General features: G+C 72.2%; 19 protein-coding genes. 12 read left to right on the top strand and 7 right to left on the bottom strand.

All coding sequences use genetic code 11. From position 1 onward, the window contains the following. Positions 1-18 precede the first annotated feature (18 nt). Positions 19-801 (bottom strand): GntR family transcriptional regulator, encoded by a 783-nt coding sequence (locus tag ACSNOK_RS16610; RefSeq protein ID WP_436781459.1) that lies wholly within the window; start codon positions 799-801, stop codon positions 19-21. A gap of 307 nt (positions 802-1,108) precedes the next feature. On the opposite strand from ACSNOK_RS16610, the gene ACSNOK_RS16605 reads away from it, so the two are divergent. From ACSNOK_RS16605 to ACSNOK_RS16590, 4 genes are read left to right on the top strand one after another with little or no spacing between them, the layout of a single operon-like run. Beyond that, positions 1,109-1,852 (top strand): amino acid ABC transporter ATP-binding protein, encoded by a 744-nt coding sequence (locus ACSNOK_RS16605; protein WP_436781458.1) that lies wholly within the window; start codon positions 1,109-1,111, stop codon positions 1,850-1,852. A 13-nt stretch (positions 1,853-1,865) separates the two neighbouring features. Next, positions 1,866-2,783: a glutamate ABC transporter substrate-binding protein gene (locus ACSNOK_RS16600; RefSeq protein WP_436781457.1), complete on the top strand. Its 918-nt coding sequence runs from the start codon at positions 1,866-1,868 to the stop codon at positions 2,781-2,783. Then, a complete protein-coding gene (locus ACSNOK_RS16595) occupies positions 2,780-3,424 on the top strand; it encodes an amino acid ABC transporter permease (protein WP_436781456.1) in 645 nt (214 codons plus the stop codon). Before ACSNOK_RS16600 ends, ACSNOK_RS16595 begins: the two co-directional genes overlap by 4 nt. After that, entirely contained in the window at positions 3,421-4,296 is an 876-nt protein-coding gene (locus ACSNOK_RS16590; RefSeq protein ID WP_436781455.1) for an amino acid ABC transporter permease, read from the top strand. Before ACSNOK_RS16595 ends, ACSNOK_RS16590 begins: the two co-directional genes overlap by 4 nt. Positions 4,297-4,302: 6 nt before the next feature. Here the strand turns inward: ACSNOK_RS16590 and ACSNOK_RS16585 are convergent, their stop codons facing one another. Continuing rightward, positions 4,303-5,496, bottom strand: a complete 1,194-nt coding sequence (locus tag ACSNOK_RS16585) for a globin domain-containing protein (protein ID WP_436781454.1) — start codon at positions 5,494-5,496, stop codon at positions 4,303-4,305. 109 nt (positions 5,497-5,605) lie between these two features. Next, complete coding sequence (locus tag ACSNOK_RS16580) at positions 5,606-6,064, bottom strand: RrF2 family transcriptional regulator (protein ID WP_436781453.1); 459 nt, start codon at positions 6,062-6,064, stop codon at positions 5,606-5,608. Positions 6,065-6,488: 424 nt separating this feature from the next. Here ACSNOK_RS16580 and ACSNOK_RS16575 point away from each other — a divergent pair, with 424 nt between their 5' ends. Continuing rightward, on the top strand, positions 6,489-7,379 hold the full coding sequence (locus ACSNOK_RS16575; RefSeq protein ID WP_436781452.1) for an SGNH/GDSL hydrolase family protein: 891 nt from the start codon (positions 6,489-6,491) through the stop codon (positions 7,377-7,379). Between the two features lie 116 nt (positions 7,380-7,495). Continuing rightward, complete coding sequence (ggt, locus tag ACSNOK_RS16570) at positions 7,496-9,325, top strand: gamma-glutamyltransferase (RefSeq protein ID WP_436781451.1); 1,830 nt, start codon at positions 7,496-7,498, stop codon at positions 9,323-9,325. Positions 9,326-9,440: 115 nt separating this feature from the next. Here the strand turns inward: ggt and ACSNOK_RS16565 are convergent, their stop codons facing one another. Continuing rightward, the gene (locus tag ACSNOK_RS16565) at positions 9,441-9,992 is read right to left on the bottom strand and encodes an isochorismatase family protein (protein WP_436781450.1); all 552 of its coding nucleotides are present in this window, start codon (positions 9,990-9,992) and stop codon (positions 9,441-9,443) included. Between the two features lie 180 nt (positions 9,993-10,172). Here ACSNOK_RS16565 and ACSNOK_RS16560 point away from each other — a divergent pair, with 180 nt between their 5' ends. The 4 genes from ACSNOK_RS16560 to ACSNOK_RS16545 all read left to right on the top strand — a co-directional run bounded on the left by ACSNOK_RS16560 (position 10,173) and on the right by ACSNOK_RS16545 (position 14,855). Further along, positions 10,173-11,015 carry a nitrilase-related carbon-nitrogen hydrolase gene (locus tag ACSNOK_RS16560; RefSeq protein WP_436781449.1) on the top strand — a complete coding sequence of 281 codons (843 nt, stop codon included), beginning with the start codon at positions 10,173-10,175 and terminating at the stop codon, positions 11,013-11,015. Further along, positions 11,012-12,346, top strand: coding sequence for an aspartate aminotransferase family protein (locus ACSNOK_RS16555; protein ID WP_436781448.1), 1,335 nt, complete (start codon positions 11,012-11,014; stop codon positions 12,344-12,346). The genes ACSNOK_RS16560 and ACSNOK_RS16555 overlap by 4 nt, the downstream gene beginning before the upstream one ends. Next, positions 12,343-13,743 carry a dihydropyrimidinase gene (hydA, locus tag ACSNOK_RS16550; protein WP_436781447.1) on the top strand — a complete coding sequence of 467 codons (1,401 nt, stop codon included), beginning with the start codon at positions 12,343-12,345 and terminating at the stop codon, positions 13,741-13,743. The genes ACSNOK_RS16555 and hydA overlap by 4 nt, the downstream gene beginning before the upstream one ends. 101 nt (positions 13,744-13,844) lie before the next feature. Then, positions 13,845-14,855 (top strand): TIGR03842 family LLM class F420-dependent oxidoreductase, encoded by a 1,011-nt coding sequence (locus ACSNOK_RS16545; RefSeq protein ID WP_436781446.1) that lies wholly within the window; start codon positions 13,845-13,847, stop codon positions 14,853-14,855. A 109-nt stretch (positions 14,856-14,964) separates the two neighbouring features. Here ACSNOK_RS16545 and ACSNOK_RS16540 read toward each other — a convergent pair whose 3' ends face one another. Beyond that, positions 14,965-15,354, bottom strand: a complete 390-nt coding sequence (locus ACSNOK_RS16540; protein WP_436781445.1) for a winged helix-turn-helix transcriptional regulator — start codon at positions 15,352-15,354, stop codon at positions 14,965-14,967. A 111-nt stretch (positions 15,355-15,465) separates the two neighbouring features. Between ACSNOK_RS16540 and ACSNOK_RS16535 the strand changes: the two genes are divergently transcribed. Together ACSNOK_RS16535 and ccsB are read left to right on the top strand one after the other, a co-directional pair. Continuing rightward, a complete protein-coding gene (locus tag ACSNOK_RS16535) occupies positions 15,466-16,122 on the top strand; it encodes an NAD(P)-dependent oxidoreductase (protein ID WP_436781444.1) in 657 nt (218 codons plus the stop codon). Positions 16,123-16,305: 183 nt separating this feature from the next. Continuing rightward, positions 16,306-17,391 (top strand): c-type cytochrome biogenesis protein CcsB, encoded by a 1,086-nt coding sequence (gene ccsB, locus ACSNOK_RS16530; protein ID WP_436781443.1) that lies wholly within the window; start codon positions 16,306-16,308, stop codon positions 17,389-17,391. A gap of 4 nt (positions 17,392-17,395) precedes the next feature. On the opposite strand, the gene ACSNOK_RS16525 is transcribed toward ccsB, so the two are convergent. Both ACSNOK_RS16525 and ACSNOK_RS16520 read right to left on the bottom strand, forming a co-directional pair. Then, positions 17,396-18,451, bottom strand: a complete 1,056-nt coding sequence (locus tag ACSNOK_RS16525) for a lipoyl protein ligase domain-containing protein (RefSeq protein WP_436781442.1) — start codon at positions 18,449-18,451, stop codon at positions 17,396-17,398. A gap of 178 nt (positions 18,452-18,629) precedes the next feature. Further along, a complete protein-coding gene (locus ACSNOK_RS16520; protein ID WP_436781441.1) occupies positions 18,630-18,974 on the bottom strand; it encodes a peptidase inhibitor family I36 protein in 345 nt (114 codons plus the stop codon). Positions 18,975-19,421: the final 447 nt, after the last annotated feature.

Below are 19,421 nucleotides of genomic sequence, written 5' to 3'. Positions count from 1 at the left end.
CCCAGCGCCCCCCGCCCCTCACCCAGTGAACGGAATCACGTACTCCAGCCGCCACCGATCCGCCCGCACCACGATGTCCGAGGTCTCCACCGCCCGGTCGTCCCCGTCGAAGTGGGTGCGCTCGACGACCGTGACGCACTGTCCGGCCGCGCAGCCCAGCGCCTCCGCCTCCGGTGTGGTGGCCGGCCGGGAGCCGACGAGCTCGTGGGCCCGGACCACCCGTACGCCGATGGCCGCCAGCCGGCCGCGCACCCCCCGCCGGGCGTACGGCCCGCGCTCGGGGTGGACGACGTCGGTGCCGGCGGTGACGGTCAGCGGCTCCCAGCTGGTGGCGAGCTGCACCGGCCGGCGGTCGGCCAGGTACTCGTACTCCGTGCACAGCACCGGATCGCCGGGAGCGATGCCCAGGCGCTCGGCGACGCGCGCCGGAGCGGGCGCCTCGGCCGAGGACGCCTCCCAGGTCAGCGCGGTGCCTCCGGGCGGACCGCCGCCCGGCAGGCTCGTGTCCCGGACGGGGTGGATCTCCGCCGCGAACGGGGTGTCGACCGCGCCCGTGGTGCGCAGCAGGGTGCCCAGCGGCGCCCGGTCGGCGACGAACACCCCGCGCCCGAACTGCCCTTCCGCGTACCCGGCGGCCTTGAGCACCCGGACCGCCCGGTCGACGGTCTGGTCGCTGGCCGCGTAGGCGCGTTTGAGCTCGGAGCGGGAGGGGATCCGGGCGCCGACGGCCAGCGAACCGTCGTCGATGCGCCGCCGCAGGTCGTCCGCGATGCGCAGATATACGGGCCTGCTGTCGCCCACTCCGGGCTCCCTTCCCCCTGGCCGTCCCTCGGCTGTGCCCCGGCCGTCCCCTGGTCCCGTGCCGGGCTGCCCCCGGTCCGCCGGTTCCCCCATCCGGACCCACAGGCTAGGTACCCAGGCTGGGTCTGTGTACCTAGGAAAGCCCAGGTGGTCCCGGGTGGCCGACGGGGGAGAGCGGTGGGCGGGACGGGCAAATGCCGGACTGGTACCCCTCTGTACGCGTGTCGGCGCTGACGTCCCGGAACGCCCCTGGATAGGTTGCTGCGACCGGCCGGTCCGGACAGGGCGAGAGTGAGTTGGGCAGAGCATGGCCGTCGATCCGCTGATCGAACTGCGTGGCGTCAACAAGCACTACGGGAAGCTGCACGTCCTCCAGGACATCGACCTCACGGTCGGCCGGGGGGAGGTGGTGGTGGTCATCGGCCCGTCGGGCTCCGGGAAGTCGACGCTGTGCCGGACGATCAACCGGCTGGAACCGATCGATTCCGGAACCATCACCCTGGCCGGGCAGCCGCTCCCGGCCGAGGGCCGGGCCCTCGCCCGGCTGCGGGCCGAGGTGGGCATGGTCTTCCAGTCCTTCAACCTCTTCGCGCACAAGACCGTGCTCGCGAACGTCTCGCTGGCCCAGGTGAAGGTCAGGGGCCGCGGCAAGGAGGAGGCCGACCGCCGCTCGCGCGAGCTGCTGGAACGGGTCGGGCTCCTGGCGCACGCGGAGAAGTACCCGGCCCAGCTCTCCGGCGGCCAGCAGCAGCGCGTGGCCATCGCCCGCGCGCTGGCCATGGACCCCAAGGCGCTCCTCTTCGACGAGCCGACCTCCGCCCTCGACCCCGAGATGATCAACGAGGTGCTGGAGGTGATGCAGCAGCTCGCCCGCGAGGGCATGACGATGGTCGTCGTCACCCACGAGATGGGCTTCGCCCGCTCCGCCGCCAACCGCGTGGTCTTCATGGCCGACGGCCGCATCGTCGAGGACCGCGTCCCCGAGGAGTTCTTCACGGCCCCCGAGAGCGACCGGGCCAAGGACTTCCTCTCCAAGATCCTCAAGCACTGAGCGGGTGACGCACATGGCACACCGCACCGCGGCCCTGGTCCTCGCGGCCCTCGCCCTGCTCGCCGCCGCCTGCGGCAAGGAGGGCAGCCCGCCCGTCAAGGGGCCGGCCCCCGGCGACCTCCCCGCGTACCGGGTCGCCACCGGCTTCACGCTGCCGGACTCGGCCACCTGGCGGGCCGCCAAGGGCCGCGGCCACCTCACCGTCGGCGTCAAGGAGGACCAGCCCTACCTGGGCGAGAAGGACCCCGCCACCGGCCGCTACTCCGGCTTCGACATCGAGATCGCCCGGATGATGTCCGCCTCCCTCGGCTTCGCGCCCGGGACCCTCGCCTTCCGCACCATCGCCTCCGCCAACCGCGAGACGGCGCTCCAGAACGGCCAGATCGACTACTACGTCGGCACCTACACCATCAACGACCTGCGCAAACGACAGGTCGGCTTCGCGGGCCCGTACTACGTCGCCGGGCAGGGGCTGCTGGTGCGCAAGGACGAGGACGCCATCGAGGGCCCGCAGGACCTCGACGGCAAACGCGTCTGTTCGGTCGCCGGCTCCACCCCGCTCCAGCGCATCCGGCGCGAGTTCCCCAAGGTGCAGGCCGTCGCCTACGACACGTACTCCATCTGCGTCGACAACCTGCTCAGCCTCCAGGTCTCCGCCGTCACCACCGACGACACCATCCTCATGGGCTTCGCCGCCAAGGCCCCGGACGAGCTGAGGATCGCCGGGAAGCCGTTCTCCAAGGAGCCCTACGGCATCGGCGTCCCGCGCGGCGACACCGCGCTGCGGCTGGCCCTGGACGACGCCATCGAGGAGCACGAGCGCAACGGCGACTGGAAGAAGGCGTACGACGCGACGCTCGGCCGGTCCGGCGTCCCCGCGCCGAAGCCGCCGGCCGTCGACCGCTACGGCACCGGGAGGGCCACGCCGTGAACGTCCTGACCGACAACCTCTCCCGGTACGGGGAGGGCCTGCTCGGCACCGTCGAACTCACCGTCTACGGCTCGCTGCTGGCCCTCGTCCTCGGCTTCCTCATGGCCTCCTTCCGCGTCGCGCCCGTCGCCTCGCTGCGCGCCTTCGGCACCGTGTGGGTGACGGTCCTGCGGAACACGCCGCTGACGCTGCTGTTCTTCGCGGTGGTGCTGGGCCTGCCGAGGTTCGGCGTGGTGCTGCCGTTCCAGCTCTTCGCGGTGCTCGCGCTCGGCTGCTACACCTCGGCGTTCATCTGCGAGGCCGTCCGCTCGGGCATCAACACCGTCCCCGTCGGGCAGGGGGAGGCGGCCCGCAGCCTGGGCATGACCTTCGGGCAGACGCTCGGCACGGTGATCCTGCCGCAGGCCTTCCGCTCGGTCATCCCGCCCGTCGGCTCCACCCTCATCGCCCTCGCCAAGAACTCGGCCATCGCCGGCTCCTTCAGCGTCACCGAGCTGCTGGGCACCTACAAGACCCTCAACGAGCTCGGCTACGGCATCATCTGGACGTTCGTCTGGATCGCCGTCGGATACCTGATCGTGACCCTGACCATCAGCGCGGTCTTCAACGTGCTGGAGAAGCGGTGGGGAGTGGCCCGGTGACCGGAACCGCCCTGTACGACATCCCCGGCCCGCACGCCCACCGGCGCCACCGGCTCTACGGCCTGCTCGCGAGCGTCGCGATCGCGGCCCTGATCGGCTGGGTGATCTACCTCCTCGTCGACACCGGGCAGTTCGCCGCGCGGAAGTGGACGCCGTTCGAGTACGTCGGCATCCAGGAGATGCTGCTGCGCGGCCTCGCCAACACCCTCCGCGCCTTCGGTTACGCCGCCGTGTTCTCGCTCGTCCTCGGCGGGCTGCTGGCGGCCGGGCGGCTCTCCGACCACCGGCCGCTGCGCTGGGCGGCCACCCTGGTCGTGGAGTTCTTCCGGGCGATGCCCGTACTGGTGATGATCTTCTTCGTCTTCGTCGCCCTCAAGGTCCAGCCGCTGCCCGCCCTCGTCACCGGCCTCACCCTCTACAACGGGTCGGTGCTCGCGGAGGTCTTCCGCACCGGCGTCGACTCCGTCGAGCGCGGCCAGCGGGAGGCCGCCTACGCGCTCGGGATGCACAAGACGCAGGTCATGACGTACGTCCTGGTGCCGCAGGCGGTCCGGGCGATGCTGCCGACGATCATCAGCCAGCTCGTCGTCGCCCTGAAGGACACCTCGCTCGGCTTCCTCATCACCTACGAGGAGTTCCTGCACGCCGGCAAGCTGATCGCGGGGAACCTGGACTACGGACTGCCGTTCATCCCCGTCGTCATGATCATCTCGCCGGTGTACATCGGGATGTGCATGCTGCTGTCCTGGCTGGCCACCTGGGTCGCCAAGCGGCAGCGGCGCAGCCTCAAGACGGAGGCGGTGGAGGTGGCGCCGGCCGAGCCGGGGACGCTGCTCCCCGGGCCGGCCGGGCACCACCATCCACCGCAGTAGCGCCCGTCAGGCGTCCGCGCCCAGCCACAGGTCGGGGCCGAACACCTCGTAGTGGACGTCCGCCGGGGCGACCCCCGCCGCCAGCAGCCGCGCCCGCGCCGCCCGCATGAACGGCAGCGGCCCGCACAGGTACACCACCGCGTCGGCCGGGACGTCGATCGCGGACAGGTCCGCGTAGCCGGTGCGCTCGGCCGGCCACTCGCCCTCCGGGCGCTCGTACCAGACGTGCGCCTCCGCGTCCGGGAGCTTGGCGACGAGCCGGCGCGTCTCCTCGCGGAAGGCGTGGTCCGCCTCGCTGCGGTCGGCGTGGACGACGATCACGCGGCGGGCCGAGCCGGTGGCGGCCAGGTGGGCGAGCATGCCGGTCATCGGGGTGCAGCCGATGCCCGCGGAGACGAGGACGACCGGGCGGCCGTCCGCCTCGTCCAGCACCACGTCACCGAACGGCAGGCTCACCTGGAGCTCCGCGCCCACGGCCACGTGGTCGTGGAGGTGGTTCGAGACCTCGCCTGCCGGGTCGCCCGGGATCCGCTTGACGGAGAAGCAGAGGGCGTCGTCCGGCCACCCGGAGAGGCTGTACTGGCGGATCTGCCGGGCGCCGTCGGGCAGAGTGACGCGCACGGAGACGTATTGGCCGGGCTTGCCGGCGGGCAGCTCACGGCCGTCGAGCGGGCGGACCTCGAAGGTGACGACGTCCGCCGTCTCCCGGTGGCGGGCCACGACGCGGCAGGGCACGAAGACCTCGCCGGCCGGGACGCCCGCGCCCTCGTACAGCCGGGCCTCCAGGGCGATCAGTGCGTTCGCCATCAGCCAGTAGACCTCGTCCCAGGCCGCGGCCACCTCGGGGGTGACCGCCTCGCCCAGGACCTCCGCTATCGCGGCGAAGAGGTGCCGCCGCACCAGCTCGTACTGCTCCGCCGTGACACCGAGCGCGGCGTGCTTGTGCGCGATGCGGGACAGCAGCGCGTCCGGGCGGACGTCCGGGTGCTCCACCAGCGCCGTGGCGAACGCGGCGATGGCGCCCGCCAGGGCCTGGCGCTGCGAGCCGTTGGCCTGGTTGCCACGGTTGAAGAGGTCCCGCAGCAGGTCGGGGCGCTCGGCGAACAGCTTGTCGTAGAAGAGCGGGGTGATCTCGCCGATGGCCCCGCCGACGGCGGGCAGGGTGGCGCGGACGATCTCGGTCGACTTCGGGGACAGCACGGCGGCTCCTTACGGTTCCTCGCGGTTCGCGCCCCGGACGGATAATGCGCATCCAGGACTCGCATTTCAGGGTGTACGGACGCCGTGTGGCGGGCGGCGCCGCTTTCGGTCAGTCGAGTGGGTCGGGTCCGGATGTCAGGCTCAGCAGGATCGGCCCGGTGGGCTGCCGGACCAGTTCTTCGACGGTGAGCGGGTCGAGCGCGGCGTAGAAGGCCTCCTGCGCGTCGCGCAGCGCCCCGCGCAGCCGGCAGGCCCCGCGCAGCGGGCACGGCGTCTCGTCCTCGCAGCCGACGACGTCCCCCGTGCCCTCCAGCGCGCGCACCAGCCGGCCGACCGAGCCCGTCAGCCCCAGGGCGGTGAGCGCCAGCCCGCCGCCCCGGCCCCTGCGGGTCTCCACGACCCCCAGGTGCGTCATGCGGCTGACCACCTTGGCCGCGTGCGTGTACGGCACGCCCACCGCCGCCGCCACCTCACGGGTGGTGGGCGCGGCGGTCTCGGGGCCGCCGGACGTCACGGCCAGGCGCATGGCGATGCGCAGGGCGATGTCCGTGCTCTTGGTCAGTCGCACGCTTGTACCTTATCTAATCGGATTTTGAGAGTCGCATTAGGGGGTGTGGGGGCCGGGCGGGGCGGACCGCCGGGGCGGGGGCCGCCAGCCGGGGGGGGCGGGGTCTCCTGTCCGGCGCGGAGGCGCCGCCGTCCGCGGGGACCGCTGATCCGGCGTCACGCGCGGCCGTCCGCCGGGCCGGCCTCGTCCCGTCGTGCCCCCGCCCGCGGCCGTGGTGGCCGGCCGTTGGCGGAACAGCCGCTCGGACGGCCCCCGTTCGGTACCTGCGCCCGAGTGACGCCCGGTACCACTGATACGTGGACAGCCTCGTGAGATTGACAGAGGGTCAACCACGAGGCGAGTCTGACTGCCGTGCTCGACGGCCCCGGCGCTTCGCCCGGGGCGCGGTCGGCCTGGAACCATCACCGATTCTCCGGAGGCAGTAGTGGCAGACGCACGCGCACACGGCGGGCGGTACGGCAAGGCACTGGCGGCGGTCGGCGCCGCCACGGCCCTGGCGGCGGGCGCCGCCGCCCCCGCCACCGCCGGCACCCCGGCCCCCGCCGGCGAGCGCTACGTCGCCCTCGGCGACTCGTACACCTCCGCGCCCGGCGTGCCCACCCAGAGCGGCGGCGACTGCGCCCGGTCCAGCGTCAACTACCCCTCGCTGACGGCGAAGGCGCTGCACGTGAAGTCCTTCAAGGACGTCAGCTGCAGCGGCGCCAAGACCGACGACATGTGGCGCGCGCAGGGCGCCAACATCCCCCAGCTGAACGCCCTCGGCAAGAACACCCGGCTCGTCACCGTCGGCATCGGCGGCAACGACATCGGCTTCGGCGAGATCATCGGCACCTGCGCCCAGCTCTCCGTCTCCGACCCGGCCGGCGCCCCCTGCCGCAAGAAGTACACCGCGGCCGACGGCTCCGACCTGCTGAACAAGCGCATCGCCGGCGCCGCGCCCAAGGTCGCCCGCGTCCTCAAGGCCGTTCACCAGCGCGCGCCGCACGCCCGCGTCGTGCTCGTCGGCTACCCGTCGATCATGCCGGACAACGGGGTCGGCTGCTTCCCGAACGTGCCGATCGCCGCCGGGGACACCCCGTACCTGCGCGACACCGAGAAGCGGCTCAACGCCATGCTGAAGCAGCAGGCGCGCAAGGCCCACGTCCGGTACGCCGACACCTACCGCGCGACCGTCGGCCACGACGTCTGCCGTCCGGAGAAGGACCGCTGGATCGAGGGCGCCCAGCCGACCCGCCCGGCCGGCCCCTTCCACCCGAACGCCGACGGCGAGCGGGCCATGGCCAAGCCGGTGATCACCCAGGCGCGAGGCCGCTGAACGTACGCCTGAACGGGCGTTTGAACAGAAGGCCGAACGGGGGCCGTGTCGCGCCCTGTCGGCGGAGGGGTCCTGCGAGTAGGGTCCGGGACCTCTCAGCCGACAGGGAGGTACCCATGGCAAGACCGCCAGCGCGCCGGCGAACGACCGTGCTCTGCGCGACGGCCGCACTCGTGGCCGGACTCGGGATCGTGCCGGCCGCCGCGCAGGCCGGCCCCGACGCCGCCCAGGGCGCGGGCCGCACACCCGTCAAGACCCCGCTGGCCGTCGGCCGCGGCGGGGCCGTGGCGAGCGTCGACGCCGACGCCTCCGCCGCCGGCATCGAGGTGCTCAAGGGCGGCGGCAACGCCGTCGACGCGGCGGTCGCCACCGCCGCCGCCCTCGGCGTCACCGAGCCGTACTCCGGCGGCATCGGCGGTGGCGGCTACTTCGTCTACTACAACGCCAAGGCCCGCAAGGTCTTCACCATCGACGGCCGCGAACGGGCGCCGCTCAGCGCGGACAAGAACCTGTTCGTCGAGAAGGGGCACGCCATCCCCTTCGACGAGGCGATGACCAGCGGCCGGAGCGTCGGCGTCCCCGGCGCCCCCGCCACCTGGGACGCGGCCCTGCGCGCCTGGGGCAGCAGACCGCTCGGCCAGGTGCTGAAGCCCGCCGAGCGCCTGGCCCGCAAGGGCTTCACCGTCGACGCGACCTTCCGGCAGCAGACCGCCGACAACGAGAAGCGCTTCCGCGACTTCCCCGCCACCGCCCGCCTCTTCCTGCCGGGCGGCAAGCTGCCGGCCGTCGGGTCCCGGCTGAGGAACCCCGACCTCGCCCGCACCTACGAACTGGTGGGCAAGCGCGGCATCGGCGCGATGTACGGCGGCGAGCTGGGCCGGGACGTGGTCCGCACGGTCCGCAAGCCGCCCGTCGCCCCCGGCGCGCACCGCGTCGTGCGCTCCGGCGACCTCACCGAACGCGACCTGCGCGCGTACACGGTCAAGCGGCCGGGCCCGACGCACACCACCTACCGGGGGCTCGACGTCTACGGGATGGCTCCCTCGGCCTCCGGCGGCATCGCGGTCGCCGAGGCGCTCAACATCCTGGAGAAGAGCGATCTCCGCAAGGCCGACCGCACGGCCTACCTCCACCGCTACCTGGAGGCGAGCCGGATCGCGTTCGCCGACCGCAACCGGTGGATCGGCGACCCCGCGCGGGAGAAGGTGCCCACCGCCGGGCTGACGTCCAAGCGGTTCGCCGCCTCGCGGGCCTGCCTGATCAAGGACAGCCGGGCGCTGACCAGCCCGCTCGCCCCCGGCGACCCCCGGCACCCCAAGCCCTGCGCCACGACGGGCCGCGCCGCCCCCACCCCGTACGAGGGGCGGCAGACGACCCATATGACGGTGGCGGACAAGTGGGGGAACGTCGTCGCCTACACCTTCACCATCGAGCAGACCGGCGGCAGCGGCATCACCGTGCCCGGCCGGGGCTTCCTGCTCAACAACGAGCTGACGGACTTCTCCTTCACCCCGGTCAGCCCGGGCGTCCACGACCCGAACCTGCCCGGCCCGGGCAAGCGGCCGCGCTCGTCGATCTCCCCGACGGTCGTCCTCGACCACGGGAAGCTGAAGTTCGCGCTGGGCTCGCCGGGCGGGGCGACGATCATCACCACCGTCCTGCAGACCCTGCTCAACCGTGTGGACCGCGGGATGCCGCTGGTCGACGCCATCGCCGCGCCGCGCGCCAGCCAGCGCAACGCCGCGACGACGGACATGGAGCAGGGGCTGTGGGACGACCCCGTCCGCCGCCGGCTGGAGGCGAAGGGGCACGTGTTCAAGCTCAGTCCGTCCTTCATCGGGGCGGCGACCGGCGTCGAACGGCTCCCCGACGGCCGGTGGCTGGCCGCCGCGGAGAAGGTACGGCGCGGCGGCGGCTCGGCGATGGTGGTCCGGCCGCAGCGGTGAGCCGGCCGCCCCGGCACCCGTCCGGGCGGGCCGGTGACGGCCTGTCCGGACGGGGGTGGCGGCTGCTCCGGTACGCGGGAGCGGACCGGCCGGGGCGGCGGTGGCCGGCGGCGGGTCAGCCCAGCAGTCGGATGATCGCCTCGGTGGTGTCCGTCTCGCCGAGGCGGGGCAGCACCTTCTCCACGCTGACCCGGTGCACCTCGGCGTCGAGGTCCGTCACCGCGTCCGTCGCGACGGTGACGTGGTAGCCGTGCTCGTGCGCGGCCCGGGCCGTGGACTCCACGCCCATGCCGGTGGCGATGCCGGCCAGGACGACCTGCGTGACGCCCCGGCGGCGCAGCTGGAGGTCCAGGTCGGTGCCGTGGAAGGCGCCCCAGGTGTGCTTGGTGACGACGATGTCGCCGTCCTGGCGGTCGAGTTCGGGCCGCAGGTCGGCGAAGCCGGCCGGGGGCTCGCCGCTGCGGTGCCGGATCTCGGTGCGGCCGGGGGCCGAGCCTATGACGCGGACGAGGACGACGGGGAGGCCGCGGGCGCGGAACGCGGCGGCCAGCTCCGCCCCCTTGGCGACGATCCCGTCGGCGGGGTGGACGGTCGGGAGGGCGGTGATGCCCTTCTGGAGGTCGACGAGAACGAGAGCGGTCTTCGGGTCGAGTGTGGTGGCAGGCATGGGGTCACCCTAAGGAAACAAAGGAAAACTTACAAGATTGACTGTCTGTTTCCTTGGTCGGGCCGGTGCCGCGCCGGTCTTGCCTCGGCGGGTGCCGGGCCCTACGGTCGCAGGCACGCGGATCTTCGCGCGTAGCCCGGCACCACGTGGCCGGCACACGCCCCGGCGGAGGAGCAGCTCATGCCCAATGTTGTGCGCGCCGCACTGGTCCAGGCCGGCTGGACCGGTGACACCGAGTCGATGATCGCCAAACACGAGGACCACGCCCGCGCCGCCGCCGCGCGAGGCGCCCGGGTGATCGGCTTCCAGGAAGTCTTCAACGCCCCCTACTTCTGCCAGGTCCAGGAGAGCGAGCACTACCGCTGGGCCGAGCCGGTCCCCGACGGGCCGACCGTGCGCCGGATGCGCGAACTCGCCCGCGAGACGGGCCTGGTGATCGTCGTGCCGGTCTTCGAGGTCGAGCAGACCGGCTTCTACTACAACACCGCCGCCGTCATCGACGCCGACGGCAGCTACCTCGGCAAGTACCGCAAGCACCACATCCCGCAGGTCAAGGGCTTCTGGGAGAAGTACTACTTCAGGCCGGGCAACCTGGGGTGGCCGGTCTTCGACACCGCCGTGGGCCGCGTCGGCGTCTACATCTGCTACGACCGCCACTTCCCGGAGGGCTGGCGGCAGCTCGGCCTCGCCGGCGCCCAGCTCGTCTACAACCCCTCGGCCACCTCCCGCGGCCTCTCCGCGCACCTCTGGAAGCTCGAACAGCCCGCCGCCGCCGTCGCCAACCAGTACTTCGTCGCCGCGATCAACCGCGTCGGGCGGGAGGAGTACGGCGACAACGACTTCTACGGCACCTCGTACTTCGTCGATCCGCGCGGGCAGTTCGTCGGCGACGTCGCCGACGACGCCAAGGAGGAACTGGTCGTCCGCGACCTGGACTTCTCGCTGATCGACGAGGTCCGGCAGCAGTGGGCGTTCTACCGGGACCGACGCCCCGACGCCTACGAAGGGCTGGTCCGGCCGTGAGCGGCGGAACGGCGGCGGCCGGCGGCGGCGGACTGCACGCCCGCCACCGGGCCGTCCTGCCCTCCTGGCTCGCCCTCTACTACGCCGAGCCCATCGAACTCACCCACGGCGAGGGGCGGCACGTCCGGGACGCCGACGGCCGGCGCTACCTGGACTTCTTCGGCGGCATCCTCACCACCATGACCGCCCACGCGCTCCCCGAGGTCACCGCGGCGGTCGCCGGCCAGGCCGGCCGGATCCTGCACACGTCCACCCTCTACCTCGACCGGCACATGGTCGAACTCGCCGAACGCATCGCGGCGCTGAGCGGCATCCCCGACGCCCGCGTCTTCTTCACCACCTCCGGCACCGAGGCCAACGACGCCGCGCTGCTGCTGGCCACGACGTACCGGCGGTCCAACCAGATTCTGGCCATGCGCAACAGCTACCACGGCCGCTCCTTCTCCACCGTCGGCATCACCGGCAACTCCGCCTGGTCGCCCACCAGCCTCTCGCCGCTCCAGACCCTCTACGTGCACGGCGCCGTCCGCTCCCAGGGCCCGTACGCGCACCTTTCCGACGCCGCGTTCACCGCCGCCTGCGTCCGCGACCTGGAGGACATGCTCGGTCAGGCGCACGGGACGGTCGCCGCGCTGATCGCCGAACCCGTCCAGGGCGTCGGCGGGTTCACCGCGCCGCCCGACGGGCTCTATGCGGCCTTCCGCGAGGTCCTCGCCCGGCACGGCATCCTCTGGATCAGCGACGAGGTGCAGACCGGCTGGGGTCGCACCGGAGACCACTTCTGGGGCTGGCAGGCCCACGCCGACAACGGCCCGCCCGACCTGCTCACCTTCGCCAAGGGCATCGCCAACGGCATGTCCGTCGGCGGCGTCGTCGCCCGCGCCGAGGTGATGGACTGCCTGGAGGCCAACTCCATCTCCACCTTCGGCGGCAGCCCGGTCACCATGGCGGCCGGCCTCGCCAACCTCACCTACCTGCTCGAACACGACCTCCAGGGCAACGCCCGGCGCGTCGGCGGTCTGCTGATCGAACGGCTCCGGGCCGTCGCCGCCGGGCTGCCGGTCGTCCGCGAGGTCCGCGGCCGGGGCCTGATGATCGGCGTCGAGCTCACCTCCGGCGAGGCGGCCGGCCTCGCCCTCGAACGGGCCCGCGAGGAAGGCCTGTTGATCGGCAAGGGCGGCCGGGACGGCACCGTCCTGCGCATCGCCCCGCCGCTGACCCTGACCGTCGCCGAGGCGGAGGAGGGCGCCGCGGCGCTGGAACGGGCGCTGCGCCGCGTCCAGGGCGCGGTGGGAGAGCGGCACGACGCCGGGAAGGGGGCGCACCGGTGAGCAGGATCCTCGTCCGGGGCGGCCTCGTCGTCACGGCCGCCGAGGAGACGTACGCCGACGTCCTCGTCGAGGACGGCCGGATCGCCGCGCTGGCGGCTCCGGACAGCGCCTGCGCGCGGGACTGGACGGCCGACCGGACGATCGACGCGACCGGCAAGTACGTCGTGCCGGGCGGCGTGGACGCCCACACCCACTTCGACTTCCCCTTCGGCGGCACCTCCTCCTCCGACACCTTCGAGACCGGCACCCGGGCCGCCGCCTGGGGCGGCACCACGACCGTCGTCGACTTCGCGGTGCAGACGCGGGGGCGGGCGCTGCGGGAGGGGCTCGACGCCTGGCATGCCAAGGCGGAGGGCAAGTGCGCCGTCGACTACGCCTTCCACATGATCCTCTCCGATGTGACCGAGGGGTCGCTGAAGGAGATGGACCTGCTGGTCGGCGAAGGCGTGACGTCGTTCAAGCTCTTCATGGCGTATCCCGGGGTCTTCTACAGCGACGACGGGCAGATCCTGCGGGCCATGCAGCGGGCCGCGGGCAACGGCGGGCTGATCATGATGCACGCCGAGAACGGCATCGCGATCGACGTCCTCGTCGAACAGGCCCTCGCCGCCGGCCGGACGGATCCCCGCTACCACGGGGAAGTCCGCAGGACGCTGCTGGAGGCCGAGGCCACCCACCGCGCGATCCAGCTCGCCAGGGTCGCCGGCAGCCCCCTCTACGTCGTCCACGTCTCCGCCGAGGAAGCCGTCGCCGAACTCGCCCGGGCCCGGGACGCCGACCTGCCGGTCTTCGGCGAGACCTGCCCGCAGTACCTCTTCCTCTCCACCGACAACCTCGCCGAGCCCGGCTTCGAGGGCGCGAAGTACGTCTGCTCGACGCCGCTCCGGCCCCGGGAGCACCAGGCGGCCCTCTGGCGCGGCCTGCGCACCGACGACCTCCAGGTCGTCTCCACCGACCACTGCCCGTTCTGCTTCTCCGGACAGAAGGAGCTCGGCCGGGGCGACTTCTCGAAGATCCCCAACGGGCTGCCGGGCGTCGAGCACCGGATGGACCTCCTCCACCAGGCCGTCGTCGACGGCCACATCTCCCGCCGCCGCTGGATCGAGATCGCCTGCGCCGCGCCCGCCCGGATGTTCGGCCTGGCCCCGCGCAAGGGCACCCTCGCCCCCGGCGCCGACGCCGACCTCGTCGTCTACGACCCGCACGCCACTCAGGTCCTCTCCGCCACCACCCACCACATGAACGTCGACTACTCGGCGTATGAAGGGAAAGAGGTCACGGGGCGCGTCGAGACGGTCCTGTCCCGTGGCGAAATCGTCATCGACGAGCGGCGGTTCACCGGCCGGACCGGGCACGGCCGGTACGTGCCGCGGACCACCTGCCAGTACCTCACGTAACGGCCGCCCCGGCTGCCCCGGCCGCGCTGCCCTCTCGCCCTCTCGCCGTCCCGCCGCCCCGCTGTCCCGCTGTCCCGCCGTCTCGGTAAGGAGCACCGACCTTGGACTTCGGCCTCGTCCTGCAGACCGACCCGCCCGCCACCGCCGTCGTCGACCTGATGCGCCGCGCCGAGCGGCGGGGCTTCCGGTACGGCTGGACGTTCGACTCCGCCGTGCTGTGGCAGGAGCCGTTCGTCATCCACGGCCGCATCCTGGAGCACACCGAACGGCTCGTCGTGGGACCGATGGTCACCAACCCGTCCACCCGCACCCCGGAGGTCACCGCCTCCACCTTCGCCACGCTCAACGACATGTACGGCAACCGCACCGTCTGCGGCATCGGCCGCGGCGACTCGGCGATGCGGGTGGCCGGCCGCCGCCCCACCACCCTCGCCGCGCTGAGCGAGTCCATGCGGATCATCCGTGACCTGGCCGAGGGCCGCGAGACCGACGTCGGCGGCACCCCGCTGCGGCTGCCCTGGGTGCGCGACGGCCGGCTCCCGGTCTGGATGGCGGCCTACGGCCCGAAGGCCCTCGCGCTGGCCGGCCGCGAGGCCGACGGCTTCATCCTCCAGCTCGCCGACCCGTTCCTCACCGAGTGGATGGTCAAGGCGGTCCGCCGCGCGGCGGAGGAGGCCGGCCGCGACCCGTCGTCCGTCACCGTCTGCGTCGCCGCGCCCGCGTACGTCGGCGACGACCTCGCCCACGCGCGGGAGCAGTGCCGCTGGTTCGGCGGCATGGTCGGCAACCACGTCGCCGACCTCGTCACCCGCTACGGCGCCCACTCGGACCTGGTGCCGGAGGCCCTCACGTCGTACATCGGGCGACGGCAGGGCTACGACTACAGCCACCACGGCCGCGCGGGCAACCCGTCGACGGACTTCGTCCCGGACGAGATCGTCGACCGCTTCTGTCTGCTCGGCCCGGCGGAGGCGCATGTGGCGCGGCTGGAGGAACTGCGGGCGCTGGGCGTCGACCAGTTCGCGGTGTACGCGATGCACGACGCGAAGGAGGCGACGGTCGACGCGTACGGGGAGCGGGTGATCCCGGCACTGGCGGGGGCGGCGGGCTGAGGCGCGTCGTGCCGCGCGCCGCCGGGGCGCGCTCAGTCCGCGTCATCCGGCGCCGGGGGAGACCTGTTCCCCTTCCACCCGGCGCCGGGGGCCCCGCCCCCTCCGGCCGTCACCCGGCCTGCCGTCGCTCCTCGTAGGCCTCCCGGGCGTCGAGCAGTTCCTCCCAGTGCTCCTCCGCCCACGCGCAGGCGAGCGCGATCTGCCCGAGCAGACTGCGCCCGAGCGGCGTCAAGGCGTACTCGACGCGCTGGAGGGCATCGGGATACACCGTCCGCTCGACGAACCCGTCGCGCTCCAGCGCGCGCAGCGAGGCGGTGAGCACCTTGGGCGTGACGCGCCGCAGGGGGACCCGCAACTCGGAGAACCGGCGCGGCCCGTCCTCCAGACAACGGATGACCAGAGGCGCCCATTTGTCGCCGAACCGGAACGGAGTGAGCGAGGAAGGGCACAACTCGTCGAACATATCGGCAGGCAGCGGCTTCCTGGTGACGTCCCTCATGGCGTCACGATAACCGCACACCGACCGGTATCCGGGAGGTAACCGGTGCGCTGGCTACGGTCACGGCACCGGCCGGGGCAAGGGGCTCCGGCCCTGCGGGAAGGCGTTCCCATGACCTCCGTGAAGTCCGTAAAGCCCCGGGAATTCGTCATCTTCGGCGCGGGCGGCAGAGCCGGCCGCCACGCGACCGCCGAGGCCCTGCGCCGCGGCCACGCCGTCACCGCCGTGGTCCGCGACCCGTCCCGCCACGGCGACCTGCCGTCCGGCGCGCGGGTCGTGGCGGGCGACGTCACCGACGCGGCGGCCGTGGCACGCCTGGCGGCGGGCCACGACGCGGCCCTCTCGGCGGCGGTCGACCTGTCCGGCTCCCCCCACGACTTCTTCACGGCGTCGACCCGGGCCCTCGCCGCCGGCCTGGAGAAGGCCGGCGTCCCCCGCCTGACGGTCGTCGGCCTCTCCTCCGTCCTCCCCGGCCCGTCCGGCACCCTCCTGATGGACGAACCGGGCTACCCCGCCGAGTACCGCCCCTTCTACCTCGCCCACGCCGCCGGCCTCGCCCTCCTCCGCACCGCCCCCCTCGCCTGGACCTACGCGGCCCCGGCAGGCGACTTCGACCACGGCGGCACCCCCACCGGCCGCTACCGCGTGACCCCACACGCCGACGCCGCGGACCGCATCACCCACGCGGACTTCGCGCTGGGACTGCTGGACGAGATGGAGGGACGGCGGGGGACGGGCGGGGGTGTGGTCAGCTTCGGTGGGGTGTGATGGCGCTGACTGTCACTCAAATCACGTGAAAACTCCGTGGGTTGAGGTGGGGCCGGGTGTGCGGGACTGCCGGTGCGTCGGACCGAGGGGTGCTGAAGATCGTCAATTCGGGCGTGCCACACTGCTGCGCGTGCGCAACCACCTGTCAGTGATCCATCCGGTCCGTACCCAGGGAGACACAGCGTGACGTCGGCCGCCGCGAATCACGAAAGTCTCGCCAACCTCAGCAATACGCTGGTGTACGCGGCGATGGCGGTGTACACCCTGGCCTTCCTCGCCCACCTGGCGGAGTGGGTACTGGGCAGTCGCAGCAGAGTGGGCCGGACGGCGGCCTCCCTCACGGTCCCGGCGGGGGCGTCCGGCGCCGCGTCCCGGGCCGTCCGGCAGGGCGGCGGAACGGCCGTCCTGGAACGTCCCGTCGTCGTCACCCGTGCCGACGGCGACCGGCCCGGCGTGCCCGACGGCCCCGGCGCGGCGGGGAGTTCGGCGCGCGGCGACCTCTACGGCCGGATCGCCGTGTCGCTGACGGTCCTGGCCTTCCTGCTGCACCTCGGCGGGGTCCTCGCCCGCGCCGTGTCCGTGGAACGGGCGCCCTGGGCCAACATGTACGAGTACTCCACGACCTTCGGCGTGGTCGTGACCGGCGGCTATCTGCTGTTCCTCGCGCTGGGCAAGGACGTCCGCTGGATGGGGCTCCCGTTGGTCACCACGGTCCTGCTGGACCTGGGGCTGGCCGTCTCCGTCCTGTACACCGACAGCGACCAGCTCGTACCGGCCCTCCGCTCGTACTGGCTCTACATCCACGTGAGTTGCGCGATCCTCTGCGGCGCGTTCCTCTACCTGGGCGCGATCACCACCCTGCTCTACCTCCTCCGCGACCGGTACGAGGCGAGGCTGACGGCCGAGGGCGGCCGCCGGCCCGGCCGGTTCGCGGCCTCCGTCCTGGAACGGATGCCGGCGGCCGCCTCCCTCGACAAGTCCGCCTACCGCGTCAACGCCCTGGTCTTCCCGCTCTGGACCTTCACCCTCATCGCCGGGGCGATCTGGGCCGAGGCGGCCTGGGGGCGCTACTGGGGCTGGGACGCCAAGGAGATCTGGACGCTCATCACCTGGGTCGCCTACGCGAGCTACCTCCACGCCCGCGCCACGGCCGGCTGGCGCGGACGGAAAGCGGCGTGGCTCGGACTGGCCGCGTTCGGCTGCTACTTGTTCAACTACTACGGGGTGAACATCTTCTTCAACAGCCTGCACGCGTACTCGGGCGTGTGAGCGCCTAGGGAACCCGGGCGGTCCATTCCGGGGAGGCGAACTTCTTACGCGCCAATTCCCGGGCCCGGTTCATCTCCTCTTCGGTCACTTCGCCGGCCGAGCAGCCGTATCGGCTCCGGAAGGAACCGATCATGCGGTCGATGACCTCGCCGCGCGGCAGGCCCGTCTGGCGGCGGAGGGGGTCGACGCGCTTTTTGGCGCTCTTGGTGCCCTTGTCGGAGAGTTTTTCGCGGCCGATCCGGAGTACCTCGAGCATTTTGTCGGCGTCGATGTCGTAGGCCATCGTCACATGGTGCAGTACGGCGCCATTCCCGCCGACCATGCGTTTCTGCGCAGCACCGGCGATCTTGCCGGATTCGGTGGCGATGTCGTTGAGCGGCTGGTACCAGGCTTTGATGCCCATGTCCCCGAGGGCGGCCAGCACCCAGTCGTCGAGATAGGCGTAGCTGTCCGCGAAAGACAGGCCTTGCACAAGGGAGTCCGGTACGTACAGCGAATAGGTGATCGTGCTGTGGGGCTCCACGAACATGGCCCCGCCGCCACTGATCCGGCGGACGACCGTCATGCCGTGCCGCTCGGCGGACTCCAGGTCCACTTCGTTCCGCAGCGACTGGAAGCTGCCGATGATCACGGCCGGCGATTCCCACTCCCACACCCGCAGTGTCGGCGGCCGGCGGCCGGCGGCGACCTCCGTGGTGAGGACCTCGTCGAGGGCCATGTGGAGGGCGGGGGACTGGGGGCCGTCGTGGATGACCTGCCAGTCGTAGTCGTGCCAATCGGTGGCGTTCGCGAGCGCGCGGCGCACCGCGACGCCGACGGCCTCGGAGGTGAGGCCGAACATGACCGTGCCTTCGGGCAGCGCCGCGTCGACGCGGGCCGCGAGCTCCTGGGCCGACAGGCCGGCGTCGGCCCCTTCGAGCGCCCGATTGATCTCGAACAACGCCTCGTCGGGCTCCAGGAAGAAGTCCCCCGCCACCCGGACGTCGCGGAGTGCTCCGTCTTCGACCTCCAGGTCAACGACTACGAGCTTGCCGCCCGGCACCTTGTACTCGCCGTGCACTGAGCACCCTCCTGACCTTGCCGCCGAGCCGGTCCCGGCGGCGGATACGGCCACGGTACGTGCCGGGGACGCCTCCCGGCCGCCCGGGTCGTCGAGGATATTCCGCGGACTTGTCGTCAGGGATAGAAGCAGGCCCGTAGGAAACGGCCTGCTTCTTTCCGTGAACGGCTTTCGGGGATCAGGTGTCGAGGACCTTGAAGGACTTGAAGCCGGGAACGGAGCTGGCGCTCTTCCCCGAAGTGACGATCGTCGTGTTCCAGCCCGTGCAGTTGCTCGTCTTGTACACCCGGGCCGTGTGGTTGGTGTTGTTCTGCACCGAGTTGGCTTCTTGAGCCGTCATGTTGTAGCAGACGTAGTCCGTCGGGTTACGGACTTCGGTCCAGTGCGGCCCGGCGATGAAGCCGGTCGAGTAGCGCTGGTACCGGAAGACGCCGTCCGCTGCTTGGGCGGGGCTCGCAAAAGGAACGGTCGCCGTCAATGCGGCGACCGCCAGGACGGTGATCCTTTTGACGCCTGTCTTCATTCCTCCTCCTACAAGGCGGGAAATTGACGCTGTCATGCTGCCCGACACTTCTCCGCTTAATCAATAGTCCGCGAGTTCGACAATTAGGCCGTTTGGGTGGCGGCGGTACTCGTGGGCCGTATTGCGACTGGAATATCGCGTGATTCGGATGGCGCCGACGACGCTTTCGAGAGTATGGAGTGGTGGATTCTGCGGCTGAGGCGATGAAAAGGATCTCGCGCATGGGCCGATGAATTCATGCTCTCAACGCGCCCGCGCTCGCCACCGGGATTTCCGGAATGGGATGCGGGTGAATCGTCCGCTCGGCCTGCCGCTCCTCCGGCCTGCGTCCAGTCGGTCCCCTGTGACAGGGGGAACGGTCCCCGCCCTCGCCGTCTTCGTGCACCGCCGGCGTTGATCGGCGGGTCATGAGGGTGGTGGCGGGTCGGGCGGGGTCGGACCCGGGGG

The organism is Streptomyces sp. URMC 126 (assembly GCF_051386555.1).
In the GTDB taxonomy this organism is placed as follows: Bacteria; Actinomycetota; Actinomycetes; order Streptomycetales; family Streptomycetaceae; genus Streptomyces.
The sequence above is the reverse complement of the archived record's forward strand: the minus strand, read 5'-3'. Positions and strand labels throughout refer to the sequence as shown.